Raw genomic sequence first — 25,671 nt, forward strand, 5'->3', positions numbered from 1 at the left:
TTCACTCGTACCTTGTGTAAAGTTGCCTACGAAAAACTCCTTTAATGTGTCACCTATTCAGTCACGATTTGAAAAATCAATCATAGCATGTAATACAGCCCTCGATAGAGAGGGTATGAATCTTGTACAGCATGGCAATAAGGTATAGTACCGAGTAGAGGGAGGAATCACCTTGCAAACGGTTGAGAAATGGGCGACACGCTCAGATGCGTGGACTCCCGACGATGATACTCGTTTGGCCGAACTCGTTCTGCAACATATCCGCTCAGGCAGCACGCAACTCAAGGCTTTCGAAGAAGCAGCAACACTGCTCGGGAGAACGGCAGCAGCCTGCGGTTACCGCTGGAATGGCGTGATCCGAAAACATTATCAAAACGAGATCGAAGCGGCCAAACAAGAACGAAAAACACAGCAGACAAAGGCCGATATAACTACACCCGGCAAATCACTGCAGCCCGAGACGAGTGCATCTATGCTCGAGGTGATCACGTTCCTGCAGACGTTCGACGAACAATATCAGAAACTTAAGGCGTACGTGAGCCAAATCGAGCAGGAAAAGCAATTTCTTGCGGAGCGCGTGGAAACCCTCGAAGCCCAATTGCAAGCGCAGGGCAAGGCGTTTGAACAACCATTCTCGCCCGAACAGCTCGAAGAAGATTCGCGCACACTTTTCGCCATCATGGAGCGGGCTCGCAAGCTATTAGGTGACAACCGTCCGGCTGGAACTTGAGTGTCATACACAAAGTTTGGCCCGCAGCGCGGCAGCGAGTGCGGGCCGAAACGGTCCACTGCCCTTTTTCGCCATCGCAAACAAACGCTCAGCTGCAGCCATGGCTTCGCCCCGCCAACTCTGTGGATAGAGGTGACTGCGCCGCGTAAACTCGTCCATATCCACCAGCGAAACGCGATGGCTCTCTACGCGCACGTCCAAATCGAGATCGATAAATACCACGTCGGTCCCGAAGATTGCCGGCGTAATCACGTTGGCATAATAATCGGTAACTTCCGGTTTGAGAAGCACAAAAACTTGGTAAAACACGCCGGGCCAAAACAGCGCGGCAACGGGGTAATCCGAACTCCATGTCGTGCCATCGCGTTCCCGTACGGTTGCACCAGCCGGAATGAAATAGCAGCCCGGGATGTTTACCTTTTCGACGCGTTGCCATACGCGATGGAGTTGCCCATCATAACGCAAACTGATGAAGCGCAATTAACCATCCCCTCCCGCACCACCGTCAACTTTCTCGCTCCGCTCCGACTCATGTGGTAGAAAATCGACGAATAGGCGCGTACGCAAAAGGCCTTTCGCTCCAATCAAAACGATGGGGCCAATGAATAGCCCGATCACGCCCAACACCTTCAAACCCACATACAATCCGAATAGCGTCGTCAACGTGTCCAAGCCAACGCTTTCCGCGAGAATCTTCGGCTCGATAGCATGCCTAATGAGAGAGATGATCACTTGTAGTGCGAGCACCTTCACCGCCGTCGCAGTATCACCCATGACCAGCGCCCCAACCGCCCATGGCACCGTGAGCAACGCCGATCCGACAATGGGAACCAAACCCGTCAACCCAAATAAAATGCCAAGCAGGACGGCGTACGGAAAACGCAAGATGTACATGCCGATGACCCCAAGAAACGCAGATAGACACATGAGGATGAACTGTACGCGGATTGTACCAAGAAACGCGCGTTCCATGTCCGTAAAAACGACGTTGACTTTTGGGGCCCAACCAGGCGGAAGTAAGCGATAAAAAGATGCAAGCATGCGTTCACGCCGTAGCAAGATAAAAAACGCGGTGACGACAGAAATCACAAAGATAAACAACGTGTCAGGTAAATGCGTAACAATGGAGATGAGCGATGTGACGAACTTATGGACGCTACCTTCCAGTCCGTGGACGAACTGCGTAACCGCGGATTGCACTGCACTACTTACCTGCGGCGGCAATTGGCCGTAGAGAGGTTGCGTACCATCAAGACGCTGTTCCAACTGAAACAATTCCGCTTTTAAGAACCATTGACTATGCGTTAAAAAGGATGTGGCTTCGCGCAGCGTGCCGATGATGATACCGACGGAAATCGCCAGCGCAACCACAACCGCAACGGTCATGACGCTGAGTACCGATGTCAGCCGTCGCATGCCCCGACGCTCACACAATCGCACGACGGGGATGAGCAGGATGGCAAAAATCCAGCCAATCACAAACGGCAAAATGTACTGCATGAGGTACGCTAGCGTCAGTGCGACGGCCGCGATAAACGCGAGCATGATGCAGACTTCAAGGGCGCGCCATAAATAGCGGCGCAGTTGCACTTCGCGTCCCATCCCTTGCAAGCAAAGCGCTCCTTTATTCAGCGGCTGTGGGTTTGATAAACCGGCGACGCAACATAAAGCCAACGCCGGCAAGTAGTATGCCAATCACGTAGCTCAAGGCTGAGAGCCATCCATGATGCCCTACGGCCATGAGCATCGCACCAGCGGCTAGTAAGGCCATCGTGAACAATGCAATACCAAAAAACATCAGACGCACGGGAACAGACATGACGTTCCCCCCAATTGTGTTATAGAGACCAACAGGTCATTTGATGTGATCATCATACCATAAGACCTCGCGCGTGCAGAGAAGGAAGGGAATCACCAAGCTCATTTTCGGGGTGCCTTATTGAAGAGGAGTCAGAATGATACCAATGAGTAGTGAACGATTCTTGCTGCGCTCACCTTGCTCGCGATGGACCCATTGTTCAGGCCACAGCCGCGTCTAGCCCTGCGGCCTGCGTCTACCATCACGCGGAGACATGCAGATGCAGGTACGGCATGATGCGATCCCACGCGTCTTCCCGGTGATCTACCACCACAACATTGTTTGCCCCACAACGACGATACATCTGCGCGCGCGACTCATCTTTACAAATGACAATCACCTGTGGCACGCCCGCCTCGCGCAAGGTCTGAATCAGCAGCGCCGACCGAATGGCATCGTTCATTTCACGGACGATCGCGATGTCCAACTGCGCACTTTGTACAGCCGCTTTTACAGTCGCTTTATGAGCTGGAACTAACATGGTACGGTTGGGGTACCAAGCTCGCACCTTATGATGAACGTCTTCAAAGCAAGTGAGCACTCGCACGTCGATGCCTGCGCCAAGAGCGCGTTCAATCAGCAGTCGATCCTCTTCCGAGCAAGCAGCCACCAGCATTTTTTGTACCACGTAAATCAACCTTTCAGAAGCACATAATTGATAGCGCTTTCATCAACAGTATAACATAAAACGGCGGCGAGCAGAACCTCAGAACGCCGATTTGGGCGTCCGTTTTTTCAGTTGCATCGCACGCAACAGTTCCTCGCCATATGCATACACGACTTCACGCGCCAAGTCAGGACGTTCCATTTGCACCGCATCATAGATGGAGCGACACGTACGCAGACCGAGATCGAGCTTCGGGTTAAGCACGCGCAAGCTGCTGCGCAAGGCCTCTTGCAGGACGCGAAACGCATTTTCGAGCACACGGTTAGCGGCACACTCGGCCAGTACGGAATAAAAGTGCAGTTCACTGGCGATGCGGTGCTCACTGTGCCGCCCCGAGGACTCAAGTTCAAATAAAGCACGAGCCAGCGCCGAATAGTCCGATCCGCCTCGTCGCTTCGCTGCAGCGTGCGCAATACCGGCGAGCACAGCTGTCTGCAATTCGATCAGGTCGCGCACCTCGTCCAAGCCAAGAAGGATTGCGGCATCGAGAGGCTGCATCCACATCTCGACCGATGCCGTACGCACATACGTGCCATTACCGTGTCGAAATTCAACCAGTCCCTGTCCGCGCAGCGCCCCAAGCGCCTCGCGAACGGTCGCGCGGCTACAGCCGAACTGCTCTGCCAATGCCTGCAACGTGGGCAGCTTTTCCCCAGGTTGAAACAAGCCTTGCTCGATCATCCGGCGCATATCGTCGGCAATCTGCATATACAGCTTCTTTGGGGTTCTGCCGTCCACGCTGCCACCTCCCTACAGTTGCCACGGCCATTGTACGGCCCGAAAAAATGCGTGCATCGTCAGCGCACGACGATGTTGACCAACCGCCCTGGCACGTAAATCTGCTTGACGATCTCTTTGCCTTCGACCCACTCAGCCAGTTCCGGCAAGGCCTTTGCCCGCTCGATGGCGTCTTCTTGGCCAATATCGGCAGCCACGGTCAAGCGCGTCCGAACGCGCCCGTTCACTTGCACGGCAATTTCAACTTCGTCATCCTTCAGCCACGCTTCGTCATACGTCGGCCAAGTTGCATCAAAGACAGAGGATTCGTGACCCAATAGCGACCACATTTCCTCGCCAAGGTGCGGTGCGAACGGCGCGATCGCAACCGTCAAGGTTTCTAGTGACGCCCGGTCAATACCGTCTTTCGCTTCACTGCTCAGGGCATTGACGTATTCCATAAACGCGCTCACTGCTGTGTTAAAGCGAAAACCTTCCATGCGCTCAGTCAACGAAGCGACAAAGCGATGACGCAACTTGGTGAGTGCCGGGCGTTCGCGAGATGGGTTCGCAGCATGGGCGCTGACTAGCCTATATGTGCGGCTGAGGAAACGGGCGACCCCTTCCAAGCCGTTGGTGCTCCACTCCGCTTCGTCTTCCGGAGGGCCGACAAACATCTCATACATGCGCAACGCGTCGACACCGTAGGCTGCGATGATGTCGTCAGGGTTGACGACGTTCCCCTTCGATTTGCTCATCTTTGCCCCGTTCAGTGTGATCATGCCTTGCGTGAAAAGGCGTTGGAACGGCTCGTCGAACTGAATAAGTCCGAGATCGTAAATGAACTTGACGTAAAAACGCGAATACAAAAGGTGTAACACCGCGTGCTCGACACCCCCGATGTACATGTCGACAGGCAGCCAATAATCGATGGCCTCCTTCGAGAAAGGTGCCTTGTCGTTATGGGGATCGGCATACCGCAAAAAATACCAGCAAGAACCAGCCCACTGCGGCATGGTGTCGGTTTCGCGCTCAGCCGGACCGCCGCACTTCGGACAGGTCGTATGAACAAATGACGGAATAGCCGCCAGCGGCGATTCACCGGTGCCCGTCGGCTCGTAGCGCTCGACGTCAGGCAAAGTAACCGGCAACTGATCTTCCGGCACCGCCACCGCACCACACTTTGGGCAATGTACAATCGGGATGGGCTCGCCCCAATACCGCTGACGGGCAAACACCCAGTCGCGCAGGCGATAGGTGACGGCCGCTTCCGCATGCCCCGTTTGCGCAAGCAAATCAATGGCCGCCTTTTTTGCCTCGGCCACCGTTTGTCCGTCGAGTGGGCCTGAGTTATACATGACGCCATCGCCCGTGTACAGTTCCTCCGTCTCGCCCGCTAAAGGCTTCACGACCGGAATGATGTCAAGTTGAAACTGCTTCGCGAATTCGTAGTCCCGCTCATCGTGCGCAGGTACGGCCATAATGGCACCTGTGCCGTAATCCATCAGCACGTAGTCGGCAATCCATACCGGCAACTTGCGGTCAAGCAAGGGATGTTGGACATACGCGCCCGTGAAAACGCCGGTCTTCGTCTTATCAACCACTTGCCGCTCGATATTGGATTTGCGCAGAGCTTCCTCGATATACGCCTCGACCGCCGCGCGTTGGGGAGGTGTAGTAATGCTCTGCACGAGCGGATGTTCCGGTGCCAACACCATGTAGGTAGCTCCATAGATGGTATCCGGTCGCGTCGAAAATACTTCAATTTCGCCATCGTGATCGACCAACTGAAAGCGAATGCGCGCTCCCTCGCTGCGCCCAATCCAAGCGCGCTGCATGCGCTTGACATGTTCCGGCCAATCCAGCTTGTCCAAGTCGTCCAGCAAGCGATCCGCATATGCCGTGATTTTCAGCATCCACTGATCCATTTCGCGCTTGGTCACTTCAGCTCCACAGCGCTCGCACTTGCCTTCGACGACCTCCTCGTTGGCAAGGCCCGTCTTACAGCTTGGGCACCAGTTGATGGGCATCTTCTTGCGATATGCCAGGCCGCGTTCAAACATTTTGACAAAAAAGTACTGGGTCCAACGATAAAACGACGGGTCAGTCGTGTTGACCTCGCGCTCCCAGTCGTACATCGCACCAATCTCTTCGAGCTGGCGCTTAAAATTTGCGATGTTGCGCTCCGTTGCGATGCGCGGATGAATGCCGTTTTGAATCGCATAGTTCTCAGCCGGCAGGCCAAACGCGTCCCAGCCCATCGGGTGCAGAATTTCATATCCATGCAGCCGCTTATATCGACTCCATACGTCGGAAATTGTGTAACCCCGCCAGTGGCCAACGTGCAGACCGTTGCCGGACGGATAGGGAAACATATCGAGGCAGTAGTACTTCGGCTTGCCGCTTTTGCCGTGAGCGCGATGTACGCCCGTCTCCCGCCACCGTTCCTTCCACTTGCGTTCAATTTCCTGTGGCTTGTATTCCATGTCTTGTCCCCCTGTTAGGTGCGTCGGCGGCCACATGGCCGCATTCTGACAAAAAACTCTCGTCCGTATTATAGGACGAGAGTTCCCTACGGCGCCAGGCCGTGTCTGTTGATGTCGATTTCTAACTTAACGGCGATCGGACGATCCGCCCATAATCCCCATCAAGCGCAGGATGAACAGGAACAGGTTGACGAAGTCCAAGTACAGCGAGAGCACCATCCACGGCACGTGTTGTTCTGCCACGCCGTACTGCGCCAGGCGATTGACGTCAAACAACACATAGCCGACGAAGATAGCAACGCCGAGAAACGCATAAATGAGGCTTGCCACCGATGAAAACCCTGTAAAAATAGACACGATACCCATCAAGAGCAAAGCCAGCATTCCGATGAACAAAAAGCCACCAAGGAACGAAAAATCCATCGACGAACGCGTTGCCACAAACGACGCGACAAGAAACGCACCAGCCGTTACGGCCAGCGCTTTGATCACGATACCGACACCAAGACCAACCGCGTAATAGCTGATAATGGGCCACAGCGTGATGCCAGAAATGAAGGTGAAGAGATACACAAACGGAAAACCGATGGCACGCGTGCGCTGCCGGAACATCGCGTAGATAATCATCCCAAGTTCGACGAGGCTAAGTACAGGTATCAAACCCATGGGTAGTTGCGTGCCAGCCAACACGCCGACCAATGCCGTCAACAAGGTGCCAAACAGGCCTAAAAACACACGTCCCAACAGGCGATTTTGCGTAATCGTATAGGTCTGCTGCATGCCGATGTCCTCCTTTAGCCTTCTCCATTCATCGTCCCCTAAAGAACGAGCAAGCCATGAAGCAGCTGTGAGAGAAGCGTTTGATAGACTTTAGGCCACACAAGCTTGGACAGTTCGCCGCGTGGAACCCACATCGCATCGTCAGATTGAGTTGCGATGTGTACCTGATGATACCCAACTGGCCGCACAACGACAACCCGCCATTCTAGGTGCGTAAAGACGTGCCTTGCCTCCGCCGCAATCACAAAATCAACTGCCGCGGGCTTTTCGGCAACAGACGACACGTCCTCCTCTATGGTATTGCCGAATGCGAGTTTATGCAATCGTGTGCGAGCCGCAAGGTATAACTGGTCTCTGCTATACGGCGGATCGTCCGGCAGTTCAACCATCGGCAGTTGCCACATCCCCGCCAGCAAGCCGTCGTCCGCGCGACGCTCGGCGAGCAAAGCCCCGTCCCGCTCAATCCAAAGTGCCACAACCGTGACCTTGCGGCGGGCTTTTTTCGCCGTTTTCAACGGCAATTCCGGCGCCGTGCCCTGTTGCCGTCCCAGACAAGCGGAAGCGACTGGACACATCTCGCAACGTGGACGGCGCGGAACGCAAACCAGTGCGCCGAGTTCCATCAACGCTTGTGTCAACAAGCGTGGCTCCTCCGTGTGGATGGCGAGATCGACCGCATCGGTGATCGTACGCTTGGTCGCGGGCAGGTCAACGGGATGAGTGATAGATAAGAAGCGGGCCATGACGCGCAACACATTGCCGTCTACAGCGGGCTGCGGCCGGTTAAACGCGATACTCATCACCGCACCTGCCGTGTATGGGCCAACCCCCGGCAAGGCGCGAACAGCCTCGGCATCATCCGGGATCTCACCTCCATAGGCATCCCGGACGACTTGCATCGCTCGGTGCAAATTGCGGGCCCGGCGGTAATAACCAAGCCCCTCCCACAGTTTCATCACGTCATCCTCGGCCGCATCCGCCAGCGCGACGGCGTTTGGATACGCCTCAACAAAGCGGTGATAATACGGGATTACGGTTTCCACCCGCGTCTGTTGCAACATGGTCTCGCTGACCAGAATGCGGTATGGATCCGTGGTTTCACGCCACGGGAGCTTGCGGGCGTTGACGCGATACCACGCCACTAATGTATGAGCGAAATCAGCCAAGCTTTCCGCCGAGTGCATGCCAAACCTCCCGTTCTCGCGCAATGTACATGTCGACGCATTGGATAAGCCAGAAAGTCAAACTTCGCGGCGGCGAAAACAACCGAGGATTCCAGTTTACTCGTTCATACTGTGTCGGATTGCGGACACAATATGTTTTGGGGGGTGCTGTCCATGTGGAATGTGATGAACGCAATGACGGGCATGGCGCGCCAGCGCATGATGCCGCGCCGTCGCGGCAATGGCGTCGGCACGATGACCGCCCTGCTGATTGGCGCGAGTGTCGGCATCGCCGCGTGGGAAGCAGTGCGCCAAGTCCAAGGCAGGAATAGCGGCTCCCAAAGCAATAACAGCAGTGCGATGGAAATCGCTCAGGAAGTGATGAGCGAAATCCAGGAGTAAATTCGGGTAACCATCGCTCTGCTGGTTCGTCGATGCGCCGTTTCCAGGGGGAACGGCGCCGACGAGCAGTGTTCAGTCAAGGGTAGCGGCGATGAATACCATACTTATGTTTCCAAACCTGATACGATAGCCGACTACGCTTAAAGCTGTCTACAAACCTTTGCGTGTTGTCCAATACCCGGCGCGCCTCAGCCATACTGACCTGCCGTGTGAACAACGCTTCCCCAAATTCCTCGAGATCGATGATATGGTAGTACGACCGTTCGTACAACAGCACGTCCACATACATATCCTCAACGTATATGTACTCTTGGTCTTCCCAGACCTTGACGAGATCGACATAGTGATCAAACCGAAGCCGCGGATGCTTAACGGGAACCCCTTGATCCATGCACGTGCTTACGGCAATCCCCCACTGCGGATAAATTTCCCGCATGTGATTGCTGTAGCCGTGCTCAAAAGCGGGGCGTTCCACGACGACCAACCCCGGGCGCCGAAAGAACTTGTCGATGGTGAACGGCTCATTCGATCGGTCGATCCCGCGCTCTTCCCGTTTATGTATCTGCTGGACGCGGCCTGCTCGAAGCGCCACACACGCCCCTCCTGACTCCGTGAAATCCGCTTTTCCATATAGACTACCATGAGTTGCGGAAAACACAAAGCCAAGGCTGCCGTCCCTTACCACAACCTGCGCGAAGATTTGGCGCGAAATCGCTTTGGACGCCGCTTGACGGTCGGCACATGTATGGTTTCTTTGCGCGTCCCCCGCAGATACATACGCTTTTTACGCAACGCCCGACGTCGATGCATCATCCACCAAAAACCGCCTCCAATCATGGCCAGCATGATCAAATACCAGTATGGTGGCGCACTCTCCAAAGGTTCCGCATAGGTGAGCGACGCGGCATCCGCGTGCTCAATGACAACCCATTTGCCGTCGGCGCCAAACAACTTTGCGCTCGGGGGCAACATTGAATGGCCACCCGTAGTCGGATTGTAAAATTCCAGGTAACCCTCTTCGTTTTCACCTTCGTATTCCCAGTTGTCGATCACGGTTTGTCCGAAGTTGACCTCGTGATACAGCGGATTGCGGGAGACAAAAGGCATAACCAACCGATACGCCTCAAACATAAAAAGCAGTACCAGCGCACCCAGTACAGCCATGATCCATATGGGAATGCGGCGGCGGCGCCCAAGATTCATGCGTGATTGCATGGACTCACCCCCATGCTTCCTTCACGACTATGAATATGAACAAGCCGCTCGGGACAGAACGGGGCGAGGAGGAAAGCAGCGGAGAGTAAGGAGCGTTTAAAACAGTTGATCCGACTCAATCAGCTGGCTCAGTTGCTCAACAGCCGTCTCTTCATCCGAACCGTCAGCCCGCAAAACCACCTTCTGCCCGGATGCAATAGCCAGCGACATGACACCCATGATGCTTTTGGCATTGACGGTACGACCGTCTTTTTCGATAAAAATTTCCGATTTGAACGTCGTTGCCTCCTGCACAAACTTTGCAGCCGCGCGAGCGAACAAACCTCCCTGCAAACGCACAGTGGTTTCTCTTTCCACCATCTTCATCACCAGTTTCTCATGATTTGTTTTGAGTATAACACGCGCCAAGGCCCACTCGATAGCGGTTACAGGGGCGTTTCTAGACCAAATCTGACGAATCGTTGACAGTCCGTTGTCCAATATTTGAACGATCGCGATGTTGCAACGCAATCTCTTCTAATTTACGAAAGCGGTGATTCAACCCAGACTTGGTAACGCGCCCGTTGAGAAGCTTGCTCAGCTCCTGCAAGTTGGCCTCTGGGTGACGCAAGCGGATGTCCGCCACCTCCCGAAGATGCTCCGGCAGGCTGTCGAGGCCAATGGTCTGCTCAATCCAGCGAATATGCTCCAATTGGCGAACCGCCGCGGAAATCGTCTTGTTCATGTTAGCAGTCTCGCAATTGACCAAGCGATTCACCTGATTGCGCATACCCTTTAAAATCCTTCTATCCTCAAACTGCAATAAAGCTCGCACCGCGCCGATAATGTTCAAGAAGTCCACAATTTTCTCGACTTCCTTGATGTACACGATGTAACCTTTTTTCCGATTGGTCATCCGCGCGTGCAACTCGTATGCGTTCATCAATTCGTGCACCCAATGTGCCAAATCGCGCGATGGGGCATAGATCTCCAAGTGATACGAGGAGCTACCAGGTGCATTGACGGAACCACCAGCCAAAAATGCGCCCCGCAGAAACGCGCGCCGCCACTCATCCACAGGCGGGAGATCCCAGGCTGCCGACAGAGGACCCTCCTCATAAGAACCGTGATACCCCAAATCCGATAGAACTGCTTCCGCCTGCACCCGCGGCAAACGTACCGTGTAGACATGGTTCTTCTTCAGCCTCATCTTCTTGCGCACGACGACTTCCGGACGAACGTGGCAGAGATCCTTCAGCGATGTGTAAATTCGCCGCGCAGTCGCAACATTTTCCGTTTCGATCGCGAGTTCGCTTCGCCCATCAAAAGTCTTAAATACGGCCCCCAGAGCAAGGATAGCCATCAATTCGAAACGCGATGCCGCCGCATCGGACGTCAATTGCGTGAGTTCTTTTTTGGTCTCTGCGGCAAACGACATACGCGTGTCTCCTATTCTCGCCTGGTGTCTCGCTCATAGCCGAGCAAGCTGACGATTTGTTCGGCGATCTTGCGACTGTCATGACGGGCATAAGTCGCATAATGCACAAAATCGCGCGCGATCACCTTGAGCCCCAGTCGATTCAATTCTTCAATATCCACACGCACTGGGTAGCTCATCTGCTGCTGATACTGTTGCAATGCTTCCTCGGGAAGCGGAGCTGCATTGACAAGCACATAGTCGAACAAAGGCTTGCCAATGTGTTTGTAAATCGCCTTGACGTGGCTTGAAGCAGAGAGATCGTCCGTTTCGCCACGTTGCGTCATGACGTTACAAACGTAAATCTTACGTGCGCTACTGCCTGCAATGGCATCGGCAATGCCCGGAACCAGCAAATTTGGCAGCACGCTTGTGTAAAGGCTTCCCGGGCCGACGACGATGGCGTCCGCCGACGCGATCGCGCTCAAGACATCTGGCAGCGGTTCAAGATCCTTTGGAACGAGTTCCAACAGTTCGATGCGGCCACCGGCCTCCGGGATCTTCGATTCCCCCTCGATCACGCTGCCATCCGCCAAATGAGCTCGCAAGCGAACGTCCTCGCGCACAGCGGGCAGGACCTTGCCACGCACCGCCAGAACCCGACTTGTTTCGCGGATCGCAGATTCGAAGTCACCCATGATGTGCGTCATGGCGGCGAGAAACAAGTTGCCGAAACTATGTCCTTCAAGCCCTTGTCCCGCTGGAAATCGAAACTGCAGCAAGCGCTCCAAAAGCGGCTCGGTGTCTGCCAGGGCAACGAGACAGTTACGAATATCGCCCGGTGGTGGCATGGCGAAGTCGTCGCGCAATCGCCCCGAACTTCCCCCGTCATCCGCAACCGTCACGACCGCCGTCAATTCAACCTGATATTCCTTCAAACCACGCAAGATGGTAGACAAACCAGTACCGCCGCCGATGGCGACGATTTTCAGGCGCCGCTCTTGCCAGCGCTGGCGCCGACGCGACTGCCGCATATCCGACCACCAGCCAAAGGCCAGCAACAGTACGGCCGCCAATAACACGGCCAGACCCAGCATCGTCGCATGCGGCCAGTGCGCCAAGCGGACCACGCCAGCCAAGATACCCATGCCAAAGCAGGCGATGGTCCATGCCAATAGCCACCACTGTCGCATGCTCAACCCTCCCGCCGAAAATCGCGATGCGTGAGCTCGACATCGGCCGCCTGCGCGAGATGATTCGCGATGTGTTTAGCAATGGCAACCGATCTATGCTTGCCACCCGTGCACCCGATGCCGACGACCAAGTGACTCTTCCCTTCACGCTGGTATTCGGGAATCAAAAAGTCGAGCATGTCTTCAGTCTTTTTAAGGAACTCCTGCGTCGCTGGCCACTGCATCACGTATTGATACACCGGAACGTCCTCGCCGGTGTACGGACGCAGCCCATCGATGTAGTGTGGATTCGGCAAAAAACGAACATCCAATACCATATCCGCATCCAGCGGCACCCCGTACTTGAAACCGAACGACATGACATGGACAGGCAAACGCATGACTCGCTCGACGAAACGTCGGCCAAGCTCCTGCTTAAGTTGATTGGCTGTCAGTTGACTCGTGTCGATCACGGCGTCGGCCGCCTGGCGCACTGCCGCTAAGGCCACGCGCTCCTCCTGAATGCTCTCCAGTAGACGGGCGCCTTGCGCGAGCGGATGCCGGCGACGCGATTCTTTGTAGCGACGGACCAGTGTCGCGTCGTCGGCATCGAGGAACACCAGTTGAACTTCAGCGTCCTTGCGTTCGCGGATCGCCTTAAGCGTCTGCAAAAGAGGTTCAAACAGCTCGCCTCCGCGCAGATCGCACCCGAACGCCATCTTCGCCAGCCTGCCGGATGCGTGTTCGGCCATGTCGAGCAAGCGCGGAATCAAGGCAGGCGGCAAATTGTCGACACAAAAGAAGCCAAAGTCTTCAAATGCCTGCATGGCGACCGACTTACCTGCGCCGGACATGCCGGTCAATACGACCGTTTGCAAGCGGCTTGTCACATCGCATCCCCCTCTTGCGCTGCCCCAAACGGCGGATCGAACTCATAATTGGCGGGATCCATCTCACAGGCGAGCAACTTGTGTTGAACGTCATATTCGAAGCGGCCGAAAAAGACGCGCTTATCGCCTTGATATTCGGCCGCAATGGTGCGCTTTAACATCAGCCGATCGCCTTCATCCATCGGCAAGCCGAGCATTTCATCCGGCCGTACGACGGCGAGCTTTCCTTCCCTATGTTGTGGCAACAAAACCCCACTCGCGCCGTACCCAACAAACTGTGCAATGAGCCGATGCTTCGGCTCCTCATCGGGACCACCTGCAATTCGAACCTGATATATCCCTCGCAATGCGGCATCCGTCAGCGTGATTCCCGTCTCTTCTGCAAATTCGCGCATGGCGGCTAGCCGCCATAACTCGTGTTCTTCCACCTTGCCACCCGGCAAATACCACCAACCGCGCCGCGGCTTGCACAACATGACAAACCCGTGTTCCCAAGGAACATAACAGTTCACAATCACTTGCAAGGCGTCCACCTCACTTGTGAAAAGCATAGCATTTCCGTGCCGAAGTATACCAGGGTAGAATACCCGGGGCAAAAAAAGGGGCGCCCGAAACGGGCGCCAAAAGCTTTATATCAAAAGGGGGTCAAATGTGCTACGGTTTCATCATAAGGGCTTCATGTTTCAATCGTGTTACAGCGAGGTGAAATTTCGATGACCAACAAACATTTTAGAGCTACCATGGCTGCCCGTACGACGTCCAATCTGAGCAACGCTGGACTCCTCACGACCGTACCTGCCATCGAGGCCGTCAAACGCCAAGTTTGAGCAGAATCTGTTCCAAGCGAGCGCTACACTTGCGTATGGACGAAGGCGACACGCTGAATTCTGCAGCTAATTCCCTTTGTATCACAGGAACTCCGTAATACCGCAAGACGATAAACAGAACGCTTGCCACCCAGATATCAGGTTTGCTGATCCGCCGGTTTGCATGTAGAAACATGTCGTACAAGTACATGTTCCACACCCGTTTAGCCTCTACAATTAATCTTTCGAGACTTTTGGTCGATAACCACTCGCATACACGCTCTGAGACGTAACGCCACTGCGGGTTCAGGTTGAGAATGACATCCGAACTGATGTCGTCGAGCGAAATCTCCTGCAGGGTTCCACTCTGCCAAACCTTCAACCTGCCCTTCGCCCCCATGCGTTTAAGAGCAACGACAGCATAAAGCCGCAAAGTGTCATCGATTTCAGGGCGCCCCAGGAAAAGCCGCAGAGCCTTTTCCGCATCGCTGTCCGCGACAACTGCGAGTGCGCGAATGACGCGCCGCCGTGTCTCATGATTGCCGTGGCGCAGCCCCCAATACAGCGAGGCACGCAAAAGCGGGTCGCGCCGCCACTCGTCCGGAGCCGACGACTTCAGCCTGTCTTTAACTTCTGCCAACTGAGCTTCGATAGGCAAGTCGAGCTGATATCCGACCCGGAAATTAGGAACTGCCCCGCTCCGAACGGTCATCAAGCGCTCCAAGTAGTATTCCGCTACGTGTCGATAATCGCGATGGCGCTTGAGCAACAACCAGTAGCGCTCTGCCGTCGCCCACTCGCCACAGTTGGCGGCAGCCGCCGCGATGGCATGAAGCAGGATGGGATCATCCAATTGGGCAACGTGAAGCAGTCTGCGAAATGCCACCATCGCCTCGCGATGCCAACCGATAATGCCGAGCGTCGTGCCAATTTTCATGGCAATATCAGGGTTTAGAGAAAACACTTTCGTTAACGGCTCTGCCGCCACCGCCAAAGCATCTTCCGCTCCGTAGTGCTTTAGCAAAAGAGCACGATTGCAAAGCGCATGCAGGTTGTCCGGCTGCCGTTCTAAAACCTCTTCGACCATCCTGAGCGCCTTGTCATGCTGCCCAGTGTAATAATAGGCCAGACACAAATTGTTACACGCCGCCAAATGTCCTGGATCTTCCTGCACAACTTGTTCCAGCCATTCGACTGCAGCCTCAAACTGTCCGTTTTCCAGAAAATAACGTCCATCCTTTACCGCAGATAAGTTATCGAGCTTTTCTTTCTCTTCTTGCCATTTCTGAAGAACTCGCCCGCCGCCAAACTCATCCACTAAGATGTCCAACATTTCCTCCGCATCGGCGGCATATTCGCCGTTCGGATCCATATCGAGATAACGCAGTACGTATTCTTCAGCGGTATCGTACTGCCCCATGTTTGCATAGTTGTTGGCAAGGTAAAACTGGCACTCAGCCATATTCGGATCCAAGTGGTTCAAGACGTGCTGCAGTACCTGATTCGATGCCTCAAAGTCGCCCATTTCGGACAGGACGCCTGCAAGGTTGCAATAGTTCACAGGATTGTCCGGTTCATATTCGACTGTTTTACGAAACGCCCTAAGCGCTCGCGGCAAGTCGTTGCGCTGCAAAAAGCGAACGCCGCGCTCAAAGAAGTACGATGCGTCAAATTCCATCGCAATCACGTTGGATCGACGGTCGGACGAATCTTGGCGATAATGACGTGTGTCCATACGTCCATACGCACCTCCTGCAACGCTGTCCGTTGTCTGCGAAACGGCCCTGCGTTGACAAGCCGGATTGCTGCTGAACCAACCGCAAGGACAAAGATTATGTGAACTGGTGGAAAAAGTATACCACATCAGAGACCGGTTGGCGAAGTACCTCAAGTAATTCGTCCATGTGGTATAATGAAGAATCAGCTTTGAGCGAAAGCACAGGGGGATTGACGTGAAATCCATTAAGCATGCAATTGCCACTGCGGTCGCAGAACACACAGGATTTCCCGCAGCGGACATTGTCAACCTGATTGAATACCCACCAAACCCAGAGCTTGGGGATCTCGCATTGCCATGTTTCCAGTTCGCCAAACAACTGCGGAAGAACCCGGCGTTGATCGCATCCGAATTGGCGGACAAGCTCGCCGGGATAGACGGTATCGGCAATGCGAACGCCCAGGGGGGATACCTCAACCTGACTTTGGAGCGCTCGACATATGCCCTTAGTATCGTGGACCGAGCCCTTCAGTCTGTGCACGATTTATTTTCTGAAGAACGTGGCACAGGGCATACCGTTGCCGTCGATTATTCGGCACCCAACATCGCGAAACCCTTCGGCGTTGGCCACCTGCGTTCCACCATCATCGGACAGGCCATCGTCCGCCTCATGCGCGAAGATGGATATCGGGTAGAAGGTGTCAACCATCTCGGTGACTGGGGCACCCAATTCGGTAAAAATATTGCCGCCTACCTCAAGTGGGGCGACGAAGAAACCGTACGCAAGAACCCAGTGCGAGAACTGTTTAAGCTGTATGTTCGTTTCCACGAAGAGGCACGTGAGCATCCTGAGCTTGAAGACGAAGGACGATATTGGTTTAAGCAACTGGAAGAGGGACACGAGCAGGCAAATCGACTGTGGCGCTGGTTTATTGATGAGAGCCTGCGCGCCTTTCAAGAGACGTACAAGACGCTCGGCGTCGAGTTTGACCACTACCTTGGCGAGAGCTTTTACAACGACAAGATGGACGCTATTGTCGACGAATTACGGGCCAAAGGGTTGCTTGTCGAAGACGATGGCGCCGAAGTCGTCGATCTATCTGCCTACGATATGCCGCCTTGCATCATCAAGAAGTCAGACGGAACTTCCATTTATGCAACGCGCGATCTCGCTGCTGCCGACTATCGCCATCGCGTGCTTGGGGCGGACACACTCGTCTACGTGGTCGGGGCAGAACAGAAGCTTCACTTCCAGCAGGTATTTAAGGTCTTAGAGTTGCTTGGACGCGACTACGCCAAACGCTGTACACACGTCGCATTCGGCCTGATGAAATTTAACGGTGAACGCCTATCCACGCGCCGCGGCCATGTTGTGTATCTCGAAGACGTACTGAACAAGGCTATTGAGGAAGCCAAGCGGATCATTCAGGAGAAAAATCCGAATTTGGCCGATCAAGACGGTGTGGCTCGCAGTGTTGGCGTCGGTGCCGTCATTTTTAACGATCTGAAGACCTATCGCATTCACGAAGTCGACTTCCGTTACGAAGACGTGCTCAACTTTGACGGCGAAACGGGGCCATATGTCCAATACACGCATGCACGTGCTTGCAGCGTGTTGCGCAAGGCAGGAACCGATGCCCAGCCTTTGAACTGGCCGACACAGGTGCAGCCAGACGACGTCGAGTGGGCGCTTATCCTGCGCTTGGCGCAAGCCGGGGAAGCTTTAGCGCGGGCGGTCGACGAGTTTGATCCATCGGTCATGGCTCGCTATGTCCTGCACGTCTGCCACGCATTCAACCGTTTTTACCACAACAACCCGATTCTCCAAGCGGACGATCCGCTGCGCGCGGCACGTCTCGCCCTCACTCAGGCAACGCGCAATGTCATCGCCAAGGCGCTCTACCTGATTGGCCTTGACGCTCCACAAGAGATGTAAAAAGGCGGTGGGCTCTCCCACCGCCTTGCCCTTAGATTCCGGTCTGTGATGCAATCACCTGCTCCAATTCTTGCGTAAACGCCTTCGCCGCGTCTAAGCCCATTCCCTTTAAGCGAAAGTTCATCGCCGCGACTTCGACAATCACGGCCAAGTTGCGCCCGGGCCGTACAGGCACCGTCACTTTTGGTACCTCGAGATCGAGAATTTTCATCGTCTCCATATCGATGCCAAGACGGTCGTACGCGTGATTCTCTCGCCAAGCCTCAAGGTGAATGACCATCGAGATGCGCTTGTGTGTGCGCACCGCACCTGCCCCGAAAAGCGTCATGGCGTTCAGCACACCAAGTCCGCGAATTTCGAGCAAATGTTGCAAAAGCGGCGGCGCACTACCAACCAAGCTTTCATCTGAAATTTGACGAATGACCACAGCATCGTCGGCAACCAAACGATGCCCGCGCTTAATGAGTTCCAATCCCGTCTCACTCTTGCCGATGCCGCTCGATCCCGTAATCAAAATGCCGATTCCGTACACGTCGACAAGCACACCGTGCTGCAGGGTCTCCGGTGCCAAACGCTCTTCCAAATAGTTTGAGATGGCGGCCGTCAGACGCGTCGTTACCATATTGGTGCCCAACACCGGGATGTGCTTGGATGTAGCTTCGGCAAGCAGCACAGGTGGCGGCGTATCACCCCGCGTGATCAAGATGCAAGGCGTCTGTTGATAGGAGCAGAACGCAAAAACGCGCAACGCTTTTTCCTTTTCATTCATTCCACGCAAAAACGAGAGCTCCGTTCGCCCGAGGATTTGCACGCGCTCGGCGGGATGATAGCGAAGATAGCCTGCCAACGCCAACCCCGGCCGGTTGATGTCGCGCGTATAAATCATCTTATCCAAATCCGCGTCGTCATTAAAAACGCGGAGATCGAGATCCTTGACCAACTGCGAAACGCTCACACCACGCGGTTGCCCCAAAAGACACCCTCCTTTTCACCACAACTAGACCCGTCCCGCCGTGTCGGTAAAGCCATCAACCTACGACCGTACGGCCGCATTGCGCAATTTATCCATACGTGCGCGATCGCGCTCGAGGATGGGACCAAGAAAGCGCCCTGTATGAGATGCTGGGACAGCACACACCGCTTCCGGAGTGCCTTCTGCCACCAACTGACCACCTCGGCTGCCACCTTCCGGCCCAAGATCAATCAAATAATCGGCCGTTTTGATGACATCCAAATTGTGTTCAATGATGAGCACTGTGTCCCCATTGTCAACGAGACGATGAAGCACGGTCAATAGCCGCTCAATGTCAGCGACATGCAGTCCTGTCGTAGGCTCGTCGAGAATGTACAACGTGCGTCCCGTGCTTCGACGGTGTAACTCTGAGGCCAATTTTACGCGCTGCGCCTCGCCTCCAGACAATGTGGTCGCTGGTTGCCCCAAACGGATATAACCGAGCCCCACGTCCATGAGCGTCTGTAATCGGCGCTGGATGCGCGGAATATTTTCGAAAAACGTGCACGCATCCTCCACGGTCATGTCGAGCACCTCCGCGATATTCTTGCCTTTAAATCGGACCTCGAGCGTCTCACGGTTGTACCGCTTGCCCTTGCACACCTCGCACGGAACGTAGACGTCAGGCAAAAAGTGCATCTCGATTTTAATGATGCCGTCACCCTTGCACGCCTCGCAGCGCCCACCGCGAACGTTAAATGAGAAGCGGCCCTTTTTGTATCCTCGCATCTTTGCTTCGTTCGTCGAGGCAAACAAGTCGCGGATGTCGTCAAACACCCCTGTATACGTCGCAGGATTGGATCGCGGTGTACGACCGATAGGCGATTGGTCGATATCGACGACCTTGTCCAAATGCTCCAACCCTGTAATGACATCGTGGGCACCAGGCCGCACACGCGCTCGGTTGAGGTCACGTGCCAAGGCTTTGTGCAAAATCTCATTGACCAATGTCGACTTGCCCGACCCCGAGACGCCTGTCACACATGTGAACACACCAATAGGTATTTTGACATCGATACCCTTCAGGTTGTTTTCACGAGCCCCTTTCACCACCAACCATCGATCTCCAGGCCGCCTGCGCTCATCCGGCACCGGGATGAAACGGCAACCTGACAAAAACTGGCCGGTCACAGAATTGGGATCGCGCATAACCTCAGCGGGCGTCCCCTGACTCACCACTTCGCCGCCATGAATGCCGGCACCCTTGCCCATGTCGATGATATAATCGGCCGCCAGCATGGTGTCCTCGTCGTGCTCGACGACAATCAAGGTGTTGCCGAGATCGCGCATATGCTCCAACGTCCGGATGAGACGCTCATTGTCGCGCTGATGTAGGCCGATGCTGGGCTCGTCCAAAATGTAGAGAACGCCCATCAGTGACGATCCAAGCTGTGTCGCAAGACGAATGCGCTGCGCTTCACCGCCTGACAGTGTCCCCGCCGAGCGCGCCAAGGTCAGGTAATCCAATCCCACGTCGCGCAAAAAGCCGAGCCGACTCTCAATCTCCTTTAAAATTTGGCGAGCAATATGCATTTCCTTTTCGGATAGTGTCAAATCGCCGAAGAATGCTAACGCATCCCCCACAGACATTTCGGTGACATCCGCAATATTTCTGCCCCCGATGAGGACCGCCAGGCTCTGCGGCTTCAACCGCTTGCCATGACAGGCAGGACAAGGCTTAGCGCTCATAAACGACTCGATAAACTCACGAATGGAATCTGAAGCCGTCTCCCGATGGCGCCGCTCCAAGTTCGGAATGACACCCTCAAACGGAATCTGTGCCGTCTTGTGCTGACCAAAGTCGTTTTCATAAGCAAAGCGTATAGTTTCCCCGTTGCCATAGAGCAACTTGTGCAACGCTTCGTCTGGCAACTCTGCGACCGGCACCGTAACATCGATCCCGAATGATTGGCAGGCGGCCCGTAATAGCTCTGGGTAATAGTTTGAAAAGGAACCCGCCCATGGAACGATAGCGCCATCGTCAATACTGAGCGCTGGGTTGGGCACCACCAACTGCTCGTCCACCTCCATATTGACGCCCAGGCCCAAACACGTGTCACAAGCGCCAAACGGACTGTTGAACGAAAACATGCGAGGCGCGAGTTCCTCCACCGAAAAGCCACAATTCGGACACGCCGCATTTTGGCTAAACAACATTTCCTCGCCGTCGATCACGTCAACCAACACAATGCCACCCGAAAGCCCGAGTGCAGCCTCCAATGAATCGGCTAAACGACTGGCAATATCATCGCGAACGACGAGGCGATCAACCACGACTTCTATGCTGTGCTTGCGGTTCTTTTCCAGTTGAATGTCGTCTTCAAGCTCGCGAACCTCGCCATCGACGCGCACACGGACATAGCCTGCCTTGCGCATCTGCTCAAATACCTTCTGATGCTCGCCCTTGCGCCCACGCACCACGGGAGCCAGAACCTGCAATCGTGAACGTTCAGGCAACTTCACAATGCGGTCGACCATTTGCTCCACCGTCTGCGATTGGATAGGAATATGACAATTCGGACAGTAGGGACGCCCCACCCGCGCAAACAGCAAACGCAAATAATCATAGACTTCTGTCACCGTGCCAACTGTCGAACGCGGATTGCGGCTGGTCGTCTTCTGATCAATGGAAATGGCCGGCGATAGTCCATCGATGCCATCGACATCCGGCTTGTCCATCTGACCGAGGAACTGTCGTGCATACGCAGAGAGCGACTCGACATAACGTCGCTGTCCTTCGGCATAAATCGTATCAAACGCGAGCGACGACTTGCCCGATCCGCTCAGTCCCGTGATTACCACAAACTTGTCGCGCGGGATTTTGACGTCGATGTTTTTCAAATTGTGCGCACGTGCGCCGCGCACGTAGATGAAATCCTGAGGCATCTCGTTCTTCCCTTCCTCCCACGCTTGCGATCACGATGCATCCATCAATTCGGCAATCATATCGCGCAACTGGGCAGCGCGCTCAAACTCCAAGGCCTTCGCCGCCTCACGCATCTGCTGCTCCAGCTTGGCAATTAGCTCTTTGCGTTCACGCCCTTTAAGAGCTTGTGCCTGTTCGGCGACCGCTACATACTCCTCATGGGTGTCCGCTACCTTCGTCGTCTCGACGACATCACGGACTGCTTTGCGAACGGTCGTCGGCGTGATGCCGTGCTCTTCGTTGTACGCAATCTGTTTAGCTCTGCGTCGCTCCGTCTCGTCGATTGCGATCCGCATCGAATCTGTAATTTGATCCGCATACATAATGACCGTGCCATTGGCGTTGCGAGCGGCGCGTCCAATCGTCTGAATGAGCGACCGATGCGCGCGCAAAAAACCTTCTTTATCAGCGTCGAGAATGGCAACGAGCGATACCTCAGGCAAATCAAGGCCTTCGCGAAGCAGGTTGATGCCAACCAGCACGTCAAATGCGCCCTTGCGCAAATCGCGAAGAATCACCATGCGCTCAATGGTCTTGATATCGGAGTGCAGATACCTCACTTTAATGCCGATTTCCTTGAGGTAATCCGTCAAATCCTCGGCCATTTTCTTAGTCAGCGTCGTGACAAGTACGCGCTCATCGCGGCGGATGCGGTCGCGAATCTCGCCGACGAGATCGTCAATTTGCCCTTTAATTGGGCGGACGTGAATGATGGGATCCAGTAATCCCGTCGGGCGAATAATCTGTTCGACAATGCGCTGCTGGTGCTCCTCCTCATACGGCCCCGGCGTTGCACTGACGTAAATACACTGCCCGACTGCGCGCTCGAACTCCTCAAACGTCAAAGGGCGGTTGTCCGCCGCAGACGGAAGCCGAAAGCCATGTTCGATCAACGTCAGCTTACGCGTTCTGTCACCGCCATACATCCCTCGGATCTGTGGCAGGGTGACGTGCGACTCGTCGATTAGCGTCAAAAAGCCCGGCGGGAAATAGTCGAGGAGCGTGTTCGGAGGTTCGCCTGCAGCACGGCCTTCCAGATGTCTGGAGTAATTCTCGATACCTGAGCAAAATCCCATCTCCAGCATCATCTCGATATCGTACATCGTTCGCTGTTCAAGCCGTTGTGCCTCAAGCAACTTATCTTGCGAACGCAACTCGTGCAGCCGCTCGCGTAACTCCTCACGAATGCGCTCGATGGCCGCCTCTAGTCGAGGCCGCGATGTGACAAAGTGCGAGGCCGGGAAGATGCTGAAGTGATTGCGCCTGGCCACGACTTCGCCTGTGACTACGTTGATTTCCGAAATGCGATCAATCTCGTCGCCAAACAGTTCGACCCGAATGGCATGCTCGTCGCGGGACGCCGGAAAAATCTCGACAACATCACCACGCACGCGAAATGTACCACGAATGAAATTGATGTCGTTGCGCTCGTACTGCATATCTACTAAGCGCCGTAACATCTGGTTGCGATCCATCGTCGCCCCAACGCGCAACGACAATACATGCTGGCTATATTCTTGCGGGCTACCAAGACCATAAATTGCAGACACACTGGCAACCACAAGCACGTCGTTGCGTTCGAGGATGGCAGCCGTCGCGGAGTGCCTCATTTTATCAATCTCGTCGTTGATCTTCGCGTCTTTTTCGATATAGGTATCTGTGGATGGAATGTACGCCTCCGGCTGATAATAATCGTAGTAACTGACGAAATACTCGACTGCGTTGTTTGGAAAAAATGCTCGAAACTCTGCTGCCAATTGTGCTGCCAGCGTTTTGTTGTGAGCGATCACAAGAGTCGGCCGATTCAACTCGGCAATAATATTGGCCATGGTAAACGTCTTACCTGAGCCGGTAACGCCAAGCAGCGTCTGATGGCGCAACCCGCTGTCCACACCGTCGACCAACTGCTCAATGGCTGCTGGTTGATCACCTTGCGGACGATAGTCTGATACCAACTCAAATTTCCCCGGCAGGTTCTGCACTTCCATCCCCCCCTGACCACAAACACACGTTCGCCACTGTACACAATATCACCGAAACGCCAAAAAGGGAACGAGCGTTCCCTATCCAGCGGCACTATTCCATTCACATCAATCGAATCTCATTATAAAGAAGTGGGGAATCCTGTTCAACGAACTGCGGAGGAAAATCAGGAAGGTCTAGGGGCTTGCAAACACGCTCTGCCGCACAACTTAGTTACCGGCAGGCAGTGTTTGTGCGGTTCCCGGCGAGTACGCTTTTCGTAATACGACAATGTTAACTCGACGGTTCGCCTGACGCCCTGCAGGCGTGTTATTTGGTGCGACGTTATGGTATTGTCCATATCCCATACCTGCCAAGCGGGTTGGATCGATCCCATGATTACTCAAAAACCGTACAACACTCATCGCCCGAGCCGCCGATAACTCCCAGTTCGATGGGTAAATGGGGGTGTCAATCGGCTGCGTATCTGTATAGCCTTCCACCACGATACTATTGGTGATTTGCTTGAAAAATGGGACAAACCCCGAAATGATGTGTTGTGCACCAGGGAGTAACACGGCTTGTCCCGTGTTAAACAACGCCACGTCACGCATCGTGATTTGCACACCGCGTGCTTGATCTTCCACCTGAACTTCACCATTCAAATGGTGTGCAGAGATATATTGCTGTATCTCTTTAAACAATTGGTCCAACTGCTGCTGATCTTGCAACGACGACTGCGATTGATTTTGTGCTGTCTGCTTAGATGCGCCATTCGGGGCGGTCAAGTTGTCGGGAAACTGCGTCCCGTTGTTCTGATCACCACTGTTCAGCAACGCGGTCGTCCCCATTCCATTGAGTGGAATCTGCTGTCCGGGATGTAGCGCCTGATACAACGACTGAGCCAACGTCGCAAACCGCGTTTTATCGATTGTCGACATCGCAAACATCACGATAAAGAAAACCAACAAGAGCGTGATCAAATCGGAATACGTAACCAACCAGCGTTCGTGATTTTGGTGTTTTTTAGGCCTCTTGCGCCGCGCCACTGGTGACACCCGCCTTCTTGTCTGTCCGCTCAGAAGCCGCCAGGAATGACATCAACTTCTGGCGCAACACATTTGGGTTCTCGCCAGCCTGAATCGACAAGATGCCTTCCACAGTCATCTCGCGTTCAAGAATTTCCTCCTGCGAACGCACACGCAACTTGTTCCCTATTGGCATCCAAAACACGTTTGCACTGGCCACACCGTATAAGGTCGCGATAAACGCTGTGGCAATTTCGGGTCCTAGTTTACTCACATCGCTCAGGCTACCAAGCACGTGTACCAGGCCCATGACCGTACCGATAATGCCCATCGTCGGTGCAAACCCTGCAGCAGACTCAAACAGATTGATACCAACTTCATGGCGCTGCTCAATATAGGAAATCTCCGTCTCGAGCATCTCTTTGACCAATTCCGGATCGATCCCGTCAACAATTAGGCGTATACCGTTGCGAATAAACGGATCCTCAAACGAATCGACGTGGTCTTCCAAAGCAAGGATCCCTTCTCTGCGAGCCATTGTCGCCAAATCGACCAACTGTTCGATGGTTGCGTGGGGGTCACGCTTCGGGGCCATAAATGCGATTCGTAAGTAACGGATAATGGACGTAAAGGATTTCATTTTATTGGACAGCAAAGTCGCACCAATCGTGCCCCCAAACACAATCAACATCGCCGGCGGCTGAATCAGCGCACCAAGCGCTCCTTTGTCCAAAACATAGCCGCCGACCAAGCCTACGACGGCAATCACCAAACCTAATATCGTTGCGAGATCCATACACTCGCCTCC

Annotated in this window: 24 protein-coding genes; 3 read left to right on the forward strand and 21 right to left on the reverse strand. The window is 54.4% G+C overall.

What is annotated here, in order from left to right:
- Nucleotides 1-172 precede the first annotated feature (172 nt).
- Nucleotides 173-730: an RsfA family transcriptional regulator gene (locus BLU70_RS10540; protein WP_006446509.1), complete on the forward strand. Its 558-nt coding sequence runs from the start codon at nt 173-175 to the stop codon at nt 728-730.
- A 3-nt stretch (nt 731-733) separates the two neighbouring features.
- Here the strand turns inward: BLU70_RS10540 and BLU70_RS10545 are convergent, their stop codons facing one another.
- The 8 genes from BLU70_RS10545 to mutY form a co-directional block, all read right to left on the reverse strand.
- The gene (locus tag BLU70_RS10545) at nt 734-1,210 is read right to left on the reverse strand and encodes a DUF402 domain-containing protein (RefSeq protein WP_006446510.1); all 477 of its coding nucleotides are present in this window, start codon (nt 1,208-1,210) and stop codon (nt 734-736) included.
- Nucleotides 1,211-2,332, reverse strand: coding sequence for a sporulation integral membrane protein YtvI (ytvI, locus tag BLU70_RS10550; protein ID WP_237716423.1), 1,122 nt, complete (start codon nt 2,330-2,332; stop codon nt 1,211-1,213). It abuts the gene before it with no gap.
- Nucleotides 2,333-2,354: 22 nt separating this feature from the next.
- A complete protein-coding gene (locus BLU70_RS10555) occupies nt 2,355-2,549 on the reverse strand; it encodes a hypothetical protein (RefSeq protein WP_006446512.1) in 195 nt (64 codons plus the stop codon).
- Nucleotides 2,550-2,790: 241 nt separating this feature from the next.
- Complete coding sequence (locus BLU70_RS10560) at nt 2,791-3,216, reverse strand: hypothetical protein (RefSeq protein ID WP_100218613.1); 426 nt, start codon at nt 3,214-3,216, stop codon at nt 2,791-2,793.
- A 78-nt stretch (nt 3,217-3,294) separates the two neighbouring features.
- On the reverse strand, nt 3,295-3,993 hold the full coding sequence (locus tag BLU70_RS10565; protein WP_237716422.1) for a FadR/GntR family transcriptional regulator: 699 nt from the start codon (nt 3,991-3,993) through the stop codon (nt 3,295-3,297).
- Nucleotides 3,994-4,052: 59 nt separating this feature from the next.
- Nucleotides 4,053-6,458 (reverse strand): leucine--tRNA ligase, encoded by a 2,406-nt coding sequence (leuS, locus tag BLU70_RS10570; RefSeq protein ID WP_040289116.1) that lies wholly within the window; start codon nt 6,456-6,458, stop codon nt 4,053-4,055.
- A gap of 126 nt (nt 6,459-6,584) precedes the next feature.
- The gene (locus tag BLU70_RS10575; RefSeq protein ID WP_058095256.1) at nt 6,585-7,238 is read right to left on the reverse strand and encodes a Bax inhibitor-1/YccA family protein; all 654 of its coding nucleotides are present in this window, start codon (nt 7,236-7,238) and stop codon (nt 6,585-6,587) included.
- Nucleotides 7,239-7,276: 38 nt separating this feature from the next.
- A complete protein-coding gene (gene mutY / locus BLU70_RS10580) occupies nt 7,277-8,422 on the reverse strand; it encodes an A/G-specific adenine glycosylase (protein WP_074693435.1) in 1,146 nt (381 codons plus the stop codon).
- 153 nt (nt 8,423-8,575) lie between these two features.
- Here mutY and BLU70_RS10585 point away from each other — a divergent pair, with 153 nt between their 5' ends.
- Nucleotides 8,576-8,803, forward strand: coding sequence for a hypothetical protein (locus BLU70_RS10585; RefSeq protein ID WP_040289118.1), 228 nt, complete (start codon nt 8,576-8,578; stop codon nt 8,801-8,803).
- 76 nt (nt 8,804-8,879) lie between these two features.
- Here BLU70_RS10585 and BLU70_RS10590 read toward each other — a convergent pair whose 3' ends face one another.
- From BLU70_RS10590 to BLU70_RS10625, 8 genes are all read right to left on the reverse strand, one after another.
- The gene (locus tag BLU70_RS10590) at nt 8,880-9,395 is read right to left on the reverse strand and encodes a DUF402 domain-containing protein (protein WP_040289119.1); all 516 of its coding nucleotides are present in this window, start codon (nt 9,393-9,395) and stop codon (nt 8,880-8,882) included.
- Nucleotides 9,396-9,481: 86 nt separating this feature from the next.
- Nucleotides 9,482-10,018, reverse strand: a complete 537-nt coding sequence (locus tag BLU70_RS10595) for a hypothetical protein (RefSeq protein ID WP_058095254.1) — start codon at nt 10,016-10,018, stop codon at nt 9,482-9,484.
- A gap of 96 nt (nt 10,019-10,114) precedes the next feature.
- Nucleotides 10,115-10,378, reverse strand: coding sequence for an HPr family phosphocarrier protein (locus BLU70_RS10600; protein WP_040289141.1), 264 nt, complete (start codon nt 10,376-10,378; stop codon nt 10,115-10,117).
- Between the two features lie 79 nt (nt 10,379-10,457).
- On the reverse strand, nt 10,458-11,435 hold the full coding sequence (gene whiA / locus BLU70_RS10605; RefSeq protein ID WP_006446523.1) for a DNA-binding protein WhiA: 978 nt from the start codon (nt 11,433-11,435) through the stop codon (nt 10,458-10,460).
- 11 nt (nt 11,436-11,446) lie between these two features.
- A complete protein-coding gene (locus tag BLU70_RS10610) occupies nt 11,447-12,607 on the reverse strand; it encodes a gluconeogenesis factor YvcK family protein (RefSeq protein WP_040289121.1) in 1,161 nt (386 codons plus the stop codon).
- A 2-nt stretch (nt 12,608-12,609) separates the two neighbouring features.
- On the reverse strand, nt 12,610-13,476 hold the full coding sequence (rapZ, locus tag BLU70_RS10615) for an RNase adapter RapZ (protein ID WP_074693436.1): 867 nt from the start codon (nt 13,474-13,476) through the stop codon (nt 12,610-12,612).
- Nucleotides 13,473-13,994, reverse strand: a complete 522-nt coding sequence (locus BLU70_RS10620) for an NUDIX domain-containing protein (RefSeq protein ID WP_237716425.1) — start codon at nt 13,992-13,994, stop codon at nt 13,473-13,475. The genes rapZ and BLU70_RS10620 overlap by 4 nt, the downstream gene beginning before the upstream one ends.
- A 292-nt stretch (nt 13,995-14,286) precedes the next feature.
- Nucleotides 14,287-16,017 (reverse strand): tetratricopeptide repeat protein, encoded by a 1,731-nt coding sequence (locus BLU70_RS10625; protein WP_074693437.1) that lies wholly within the window; start codon nt 16,015-16,017, stop codon nt 14,287-14,289.
- A gap of 217 nt (nt 16,018-16,234) precedes the next feature.
- Here BLU70_RS10625 and argS point away from each other — a divergent pair, with 217 nt between their 5' ends.
- Nucleotides 16,235-17,935 carry an arginine--tRNA ligase gene (argS, locus tag BLU70_RS10630; protein ID WP_052012255.1) on the forward strand — a complete coding sequence of 567 codons (1,701 nt, stop codon included), beginning with the start codon at nt 16,235-16,237 and terminating at the stop codon, nt 17,933-17,935.
- A gap of 31 nt (nt 17,936-17,966) precedes the next feature.
- Here argS and hprK read toward each other — a convergent pair whose 3' ends face one another.
- The 5 genes from hprK to BLU70_RS10655 form a co-directional block, all read right to left on the reverse strand.
- Nucleotides 17,967-18,908, reverse strand: coding sequence for an HPr(Ser) kinase/phosphatase (hprK, locus tag BLU70_RS10635; RefSeq protein ID WP_006446529.1), 942 nt, complete (start codon nt 18,906-18,908; stop codon nt 17,967-17,969).
- Between the two features lie 60 nt (nt 18,909-18,968).
- Nucleotides 18,969-21,833, reverse strand: a complete 2,865-nt coding sequence (uvrA, locus tag BLU70_RS10640; protein ID WP_074693438.1) for an excinuclease ABC subunit UvrA — start codon at nt 21,831-21,833, stop codon at nt 18,969-18,971.
- Nucleotides 21,834-21,863: 30 nt separating this feature from the next.
- On the reverse strand, nt 21,864-23,861 hold the full coding sequence (gene uvrB, locus BLU70_RS10645) for an excinuclease ABC subunit UvrB (RefSeq protein ID WP_006446531.1): 1,998 nt from the start codon (nt 23,859-23,861) through the stop codon (nt 21,864-21,866).
- Nucleotides 23,862-24,065: 204 nt separating this feature from the next.
- Entirely contained in the window at nt 24,066-24,884 is an 819-nt protein-coding gene (locus BLU70_RS10650; RefSeq protein WP_040289125.1) for a flagellar motor protein MotB, read from the reverse strand.
- Nucleotides 24,862-25,659 carry a flagellar motor protein gene (locus BLU70_RS10655; protein ID WP_040289126.1) on the reverse strand — a complete coding sequence of 266 codons (798 nt, stop codon included), beginning with the start codon at nt 25,657-25,659 and terminating at the stop codon, nt 24,862-24,864. The genes BLU70_RS10650 and BLU70_RS10655 overlap by 23 nt, the downstream gene beginning before the upstream one ends.
- Nucleotides 25,660-25,671: the final 12 nt, after the last annotated feature.

Source organism: Alicyclobacillus hesperidum, from assembly GCF_900107035.1.
Lineage (GTDB): Bacteria > Bacillota > Bacilli > Alicyclobacillales > Alicyclobacillaceae > Alicyclobacillus > Alicyclobacillus hesperidum.